This window comes from Flavobacterium sp. (genome assembly GCF_003525665.1).
In the GTDB taxonomy this organism is placed as follows: domain Bacteria; phylum Bacteroidota; class Bacteroidia; order Flavobacteriales; family Flavobacteriaceae; genus Flavobacterium.
Map to the genome: position 1 here is coordinate 450 of NZ_DQDX01000092.1, position 8,386 is coordinate 8,835.

The 8,386-nt window shown below is 35.2% G+C and carries 2 protein-coding genes; both read right to left on the bottom strand.

The window, feature by feature from the left end:
- Positions 1-83: 83 nt before the first annotated feature.
- The gene (gene pbpC / locus DIU01_RS06850; protein ID WP_290832820.1) at positions 84-2,459 is read right to left on the bottom strand and encodes a penicillin-binding protein 1C; all 2,376 of its coding nucleotides are present in this window, start codon (positions 2,457-2,459) and stop codon (positions 84-86) included.
- A 155-nt stretch (positions 2,460-2,614) separates the two neighbouring features.
- Positions 2,615-8,308 carry an alpha-2-macroglobulin gene (locus DIU01_RS06855; protein WP_290832822.1) on the bottom strand — a complete coding sequence of 1,898 codons (5,694 nt, stop codon included), beginning with the start codon at positions 8,306-8,308 and terminating at the stop codon, positions 2,615-2,617.
- Between the last annotated feature and the right edge of the window lie 78 nt (positions 8,309-8,386).

Here is an 8,386-nt window from a genome sequence, read left to right on the forward strand (position 1 = left end):
GAAGTTTCGGGACTGATTGCAGTGGCACGAAGTAGAACGAAAAGCAGGAATAAGGAAACCAAGAATTCGCAAACCATTCGCTCCTAATCTCTAACAAACTCAACCTTTCTATTAATTTCATTTCCAAATTCATCTACAACCGTGATGTAATGAAAACCAGTGTTGGCTTCAATTTGCATTTCGTGAAACGTTTGGGTTTCGCCTTTATATACGTTATCAACATACCAAAAAAGCTTGGCTTCTTTGTTGGAATGTGCCACTTTTAAAATTACAGGTTGCACTTTACTTTGAAAGTTTTTGGTGAGGTATATTTTGCTGTTTGTTTTTGGATAAATAAAATCCATCGATGCTTGTTGCGTTTGTTGACAATCGGCGCGAAATGGTGGCAATGGCATATAGTCGATGTGCTGACTTTTGTAATACCATTCCATAACTGGTGGCAAAACAAACCATTTTTTGGTGACAATATTATCTACATTTTCACAACTGCTGTTTACTCGAAATTGTTGTGAAGCATCCAAATGCACCAATTTATGATACGGACAAATACTGGTTTTTTTACCATTTTTAGGAATCAATTGATTGGTTTTCGGACAATCATCTTGAGCTAAATGACCGCTTTTGGTGCAAACATCGGCATATTCTAAATCATTCAATGGCGGACTGAAGAATGCTTTTCGTGGTAATAAATTAAAAACATCAAACAATATTGGTGCAGCACTGTCAACACCTGTCAATTGTGGTCGTCCTTCACCAGAAGCATTTCCAACCCAAACGCCAACTACATATCTAGAGTTGGTACCTATTGCCCACGCATCACGATTTCCAAAACTGGTTCCTGTTTTCCAAGCAATATCTAATGACGAATCGTAAAAACGCCAAGCTTCATCGCCTTCAGGTCGATTAACTTCTTTCATAGCGTTGTAAGTCAAGTAAATAGAACCTGCACCAAGTATAGGCTTTTGATTGGTTTCATCGCCATAATCTTGTTCAAATCCGTTAACGTAATTCAGTTCGGCAAATTCATTATTTCGATATTTTCCTTTTGTTGTATTGAAATAATTAACGGTTGAAGATAAATTAGCATACGTTCTACACAAATCCCAAAGATTACTTTCGGCACCGCCAAGAATTAAAGATAATCCATAATGATCTGGTCTTTTATTGATGTTTTTCAGTTGGAATTTTTGAAGTAATTCATAAAAATTATTCACACCGTGATCTTGTAACATCAAAACTGCTGGAATATTCAACGAACGCGACAAAGCTCTTTGCGCCGGAACTGCACCATCAAAAGTCAGATTAAAATTCTGCGGAGCATAACCCGAAATTTGTGTAGGAATATCAGCAACCAAAGTATTTGGAAGAAGTTCGCCTGAATCTAACATCGATGCATAAAGTAAGGGTTTCAAAATACTTCCTGTACTTCTCGGTGCCGAAATTATATCAACATCTTTATCGTGATCTTTATCGGTTGGGGAATTTCCTACATAACTAATTACGTTTCGATTTTGAATGTCAATAACCATAATAGCCAAGTTGTGCACTTCATTTTGCTTGTATTGATTGTAATAATAAGCAGCAATTTGGTTCACACGATTTTGCAACGAAATATCAAGCGTAGTTTTAATGCGTTTTCCTTCATCAGATTTTGCAATTCGTTGTAATAAATGAGGTGCAATTTGAGGAACATTGTAGGGTTTTTGAGGCAACGGTTCTTCAACTGACAACTGATACGTCATTTTATCAATAACTTTTTCGTTGTACAATTTTAGTAAAAGAGTGTTGCGTTTTTTAAGTAACTTTTGTTGATTTTTACCCGGATAAATTAAACTTGGTGCATTCGGTAAAACTGCCAAAGTAGCTGTTTCTGCCCAAGAAAGTTGATGCGATTGCACTCCAAAATAACGCCAAGAAGCCATTTCGAGTCCAACAACATTTCCGCCATAAGGTGCATGAGCTGCATATAATTCTAAAATTTTTTCTTTAGAATGACGAAATTCTAATCTAGTGGCAAGAATGATTTCGATTACTTTTTCGAAATAAGTACGTTTTTTATTTTTTCGAGACAAACGAATCACTTGTTGCGTCAAAGTACTTCCGCCACGAACTACTTTTCCTGCGCTTCGATTTTGTTGAATAGCTTTTACCATCGCCACAGGATTAAAACCCCAATGGTAATTGAAATGTTCGTCTTCAAAATGCGTTATACATTTTTTAAATTTATCTGGAATACTATCCTTGGCAGGAAAGCGCCATTGTCCATCGCGAGCAATTTTGGCTGCTAAAAGTTCGCCATCATTACTTTCGATTACTGTGGAATACGGTTCTTCAAAAAGTGTTCTTGGCAATGAAAAATAGTAAACCACAAGAAGAATAAATGCAATAGCAGATTTCTTTTTGTTGGTTTTGATGTATTTTAAAATGCGTTGAAGAAACGCTTGGAGTTTTTGTTTCATTTTTTGTTTTACCGCAAAGGCACAAAGTTTTTTCGCAAGGTTCGCAAAGATTAGTTAATTAACCGCAAAGTTGATTTTTTTACACTTGATTCTCAAGCCTATTGAAATAAACTTTGCGAACCTTGCGCTTTCTTGGCGCCTTTGCGGTTAATAATTTACTTCACCACTTCAACCCATTGACCTTTAGTTCGAGCCAAGAATTCATTGTCATACATCGCTTCACATTGTAATCCCGGTAAGTAGTATTTGCCTAGATACGAAGCATTTAACAAGATTTTGAACGTTCTTGTTTCGCCACCACGAAGACTGAAATAGTAATTGGCTCTATCATCACGAATGTCGATATAATCAGCAACATTGGAAGTTGATTCACCAAATTCAGTGTATCTTGTATTTACAATTTCGAATCCTGAAGGTAGAATTTGCGATAGCGCGATGTTTTCTACTCGTTCGTTTTTACGATTGGTTAGCGTAACCTCTGCAATAAATTCTGTTCCTTGAGCGATTTTGGTTGCCGATATTGCTTTTCCTTTTCGGTCTTTGAAAACTACGTTGGCAGATAAGTTGTTTTGAACCACATTTTCTTTTCCAACAGGAAGAATTCCACTATTCAAGACACGAACAAAAATTGTATTGTTCTTGTTATTTTTAATCGTAACCGAATTTTTACCTGAAACTAAAGCTAAATTTCGTTGAGCAACTGTTTTGTTGGTATTAATCACAACTGACTTTCCACCATTCGTATATTGAACAGAAACGCCTTTGCTACCATTACTTTGTGCAAATTTTGAAATAGCATATAATCCGTAAGCGGTTGTTTGTGTGCTCATCCATTGGTTGCTTGAAAGATTTTTTGCCAATTTGGTTGCCATAGCAAAAGCTTTTTGTTTTTGACCTAACAACACCAAAGTTTCTAAAGCCATCGCACGATTTCTTTCGTTCGAACCATAATAATAGTAGTAACCATCTTCGTTTTGTTCGTCAATCATTGATTTGCTCAATAACGCCAAACCTGCCGAATTTTGTTTGATAATAGCATAAGTTGCAGCCAAGCGCAATTTACTTTCGTTAGAAATTCCAACCGTTTCACGAAGTCTGTTCATCGAAGCTAAATCGGCTGAACCAGCAATAGCTAAAGTGTAAAGACGATATGCTTGTGCAAAATCGTTACCATATTGTTTTTCAAAACGCCATTGTTTTGCCATTTTCTTTTGATAGGAAATCCATTTATTTTTGAAAGAAATTGGTAAAACATATCCTTTTTTCTCTGCTTCAATTAAGAAATGTCCTGCGTAAGATGTTCCCCAATCGTCAGCTTCGGCATTTCCTGGCCAATAAGCAAATCCGCCATTTGCCACTTGGAAATTCCCTAATTTTTGGATTCCAGCTGTTACATTTTTCTGAATTCTTTGTTTGTGAGTCGCATCTAAATCCATTACATCATTCAAATACAATTGTGGAAAAACTGATGATGTGGTTTGTTCTACACATCCATGTGGATATTGAATCAAATAATCCAATCTTCGGCTAAAATCTACCGTTGGAACTGATGAAACTTCCATTTTAGATTTATTGCTTCCGGCTACACCAAATAAATCCCAAGATATTTTTTTAGAACTATTTGGTTCAATGATAATATCGGTGTAAGTTGTCGTAACAGGATTTGGATTCATCACATCAATTTCAACATCATAAGTAGATTTCTCTTTTCCTGATGTGGCGATGATTTGCACTTTTCCAATTCCGGTTATGTTTCCAACACTTAAATTGAAATACGCCATTTTTTCGTCAGGTTCTGTGAATTTTACAATTTGACTTGCTTTTCCAAGAACTCTAACAGCATTATTTGTTTTAATTTGAAGTGTTACATTTTTAATATTTTTCTCTGTCGCAAAAAGCGTAACAGGAATCGTAACATTTTCAGAAGGAGAAATTTTTCTTGGCAACGAAGCCAAAACCATCAACGGACTTTTTACTTGTGTAGCTTTTTCAGCCATTCCGTAAGCACTATTTTCTTTATTGGCAGCCACAACCATCGTACGAACGGAACCAATGTATTTTGGAAGTTTTATTTGATGCGTTTTAGAATCACCTTTTCCTAATTCGAATGGACCGAAATACATCACGACTGGTTTGAAACGATTGGCTTTTTTAGCTTTTCCGCCACCTAAATCGGCATCACCACCAATGGCGAAAACTTGATTTACTTTTCCGCCATAAGCACCAATTACATCGTCATAAATATCCCAAGTTCTAACGCCTAATGCTTCGCGAGTATAGAAATTATCCCAAGCATTTGGAGTTTTGAAACGCGTTAAATCCAATAAACCTTCATCAACAACAGCAATAGTATAAGTCATTGCTTTACCTTGTTTTTCAGATACTTTTACATTCACTGTTTGCTCCGGACGAAGCACATCTGGCATCGAAATTTGTGGCTCTAAAACTGTGTTTTTATCAACAACTTCAATCGGAACAATTCCGTACATTCTTATAGGTGAATCGTTTTTGGTTGATGCATGAGGTTGCAATAAAGTTACATTTATATATACATTTGGTGCCATTTCACCAGTAATTGGTAATTCGACAGTAGTTTCACCTTTTTTGGTTTTTGCCCAAAGTGTTTTTACGACTTTTGTTCCGTTTTCTACAGAAATTAAAGCTCTTCCGCCTTCACTTGATGGGAAGAATATTTTGGCAGTTTCACCAACAGCATATTTCTCTTTATCAGTTGAAAAACGTAACATTGTCGCAGCTTTTCCATCTTCATTTTTAGAACGAGCTGACCAATATGGTGAATCTATATAAACTCTTGTTCCTGTTGCGTGACCATCATTTGGATCGGAAACACGAACTAAATAGTTACCCCAATCGTTTTCTGGAACCACAAATGAAATACTTGCTTTTCCTGAATAATCAGTTGAAACTCTAAAGTTTTTGTAAGCAATTGTTGAAGTTGACGAACTATAATTTGACAAATTATCATTAGATGCATCCCACCACCAACGTGATTCTAATTTGTAAATTCGAACATCTAAATTCCGAACTGATTTTGGTTTTCCGTTTTCTGAAACTGCTACAATATCAAATCGGTTGGCTTTTCCAGTTTCTAATAAACCATATTTGTTTGGTTGTGGCGCTTTTACACCAATGTAAGTTTGATATGGAGAATACGTTGTCGAAGCCACATCGGTAGAAACATCGCCGCCTTGTTCGTATACTTTTGTGATGAAAGCGGCTTTCAACATTCCTGGTGCTTGACCTTGCAATGTTGGTTTAATAGGAATAGATGCACGTCCATTTCCATCAACTTTTCCTGAAAAAATATTGATTTCTTCGGTTGAAAAACTTCTTGTTGGATCATCAAAAACGTATTTGTCAAATCCTTTAAACGTAGTTACTTGTTGCGAGAATTTAGCTTGAACTTCCGTTTTTAAATCTTTTGCTACTGCACCGTGAAGCCATAAAACTTGAATGTTATTGACGTTGTTTTTGCTTGTTGAAAGTACAGCATCATTGAAACTATTTTTGATTTTTAAACGATTAGGTTTAATAGTTTCAATTTTTAAACTTTTGTAAAAACGAGCTCCACCAACACTTACAACAGCTTCCCAATTTCCTGTAGGCGCACTTGATTGCGTTGGAACTATGAATTTATAATGACTGAAAGCCGTTCCTTTTTGAACCGATTGATAAACCGTTTTTCCGCTTGGATCGTTTACTCTAATTTTTATCGGATGATTTTCAGGTAATTTATTGGCATTATCATTTAAAATGAAAGATAAAAATAAAGTATCTCCTGGACGCCAAACGCCTCTTTCTCCATATAAATATCCTTTCAAACCTTTTTGCAAAGTCTCGCCTGAAACATCAAAATCACTTACAGATAAAGATAATTCGTCGTCTAATTTCACATAAGTGCTTTGGTCGCCTTTAGTTACAATTGCGAAATAGGCAATTTTTTCTAATTGGAACGATGCCATTCCATCGCCATCAGTACTAGAATCGGCAATTTTTTGTTGTTGGTAATTGTATAAAGTTACAGTTGCACCCGAAATTGGATCAGTCGAAACAATATCACTAACTGCAATTGTAACCGATTTATCTGTTCCGCGTTTAGCAATTACACCTAAATCGGTTGCTAGAATATTAGTTCCAATGGTTGTGTTGTTGTAATAATAATAGTCAGTACAAGGATCAAGACTTTCTCTATAATCATAATCTTCTTCGTAGTAATAATAGTCGTAATTGTTGCCGCTATAATTGACGTCGTCTTCATTTTCTTCTTCAGAATCTTGATTTTCTTCTTCGTTATTTGGCGTTTCATTTCCACATTTGTAAAGTGAATATTTTTTCTTAAATGAAAATTCCACACGATAAATCGCACCAGGTTCTGGAGTTACAATTTTAGAAATATCTAAAGCATAGGTATTCCATTTGGTGTAATCGAGTAGGTTGTTTTGTTTTAATTCGATGGTTTTTTTGGCGACCGATTGTCCTACTTGTTTCAGATTTCGTGTTCCGTTAAGTTCATTATTTTGCAAGAATTGCATGATGTTGTTTTTGTAAATTTTATACACTTTTACATCAACAGCATTCAAATTGGCAGCTTGAAAATTAATTTTTAAATTATTAGAACTTGGTAAAATCGTACCGCTTTTTAGTAAGCGAACGGCTGGTTTTATTTGTTCAAATTGTAATTTTTCGGAATAATTTTGCTTCATTTTGTAACCGTATTCGCTTTCAATTCCTTGAAAAACTTCGACTAGTTTTGTTCCTGCAAACGATTGAACATTGGATTCTTCTTCAACAGCTTCAACTACTGGTGCAACATAAGCCACAGCCGAATCAACTGCAACAGCAGCAGTGTCAACAGCAACAGCGACCGAATCAACAGCAGCAGTTACACTTTCTGTGATAGTTTCAGTTGAATTTCCTTTATCTACTTCAGAATTTTTGGCTTCATTGCTGAAAAACACTTTCAAAACGTTGCCCATTGTGGCAAATTTCAAATTGTTAGTGTTTTCAATTGCGATTAATCCTTTAAAATCTTGATCTCTTTTTAATGGATCGGAGAAATTGATAAGTAAAGATTGGTTGTTCTCGTCACCAATTTTAATATCTAAAACTTTAAATTGATTTTTACCTGGAATTGGATATTTTACTTCACCTTCTTGCTCAATATCTGCATCATCGCCATCCCAAGCAATGGTAATTTCGCTGTCGTCATCAAAACGTTTTATTTTATCAATAGTGAATTTGAATTCCGTTGAAGTACTTGTTGCTTTATCAAAAATTATTTTTAAATCATCACCATTTTGCGTTGCTTTCAACAATTTTTGAGCATCTTCAAAAGATAAATTATCAGCGGTTTTAATTGTTCCATTCAAATAATAGGTATCTGGATCGTACGATTGTAAGTCTAATGTATTGACAATGAAATCTTGCTTGATGGTTTTAATCGAAAACTTAAAATCCTCCAATTCTTTTGGAGTTTTATCATTGATTTGCGAAAGATGCAGCGTAATTTGATACAACGTATTTTGTTCCAATTTGTCTTTCGGAATAAAGGCAATGGTATTATTAGAAAGTGCTATTACTTTTCCTGAAATACTTGGAGAAATGTCGAATAAATCTTCGTCTAATTCTTGGTTGGGTTTCCAATCACTTTTATTGAATGCCAATTGCACACGAATATCGGAACTGACCGAAACATAACCAGAAGAAAAACTCGATATATAATCCTTGTATAACGAGAAGTCGGAATCAAAATCGGCAGCCGATTTTTTAGAACAAGAATGCAATACAAAGATTGCAAGAAACAAACCGATTAACTTACTGGTTTTCATGTGTTTTTTGGAATTATTGGTTAGAACTTTTTGACTTGAAAATATGATTTTTCACACTTTCAATTAATGCTATAACAG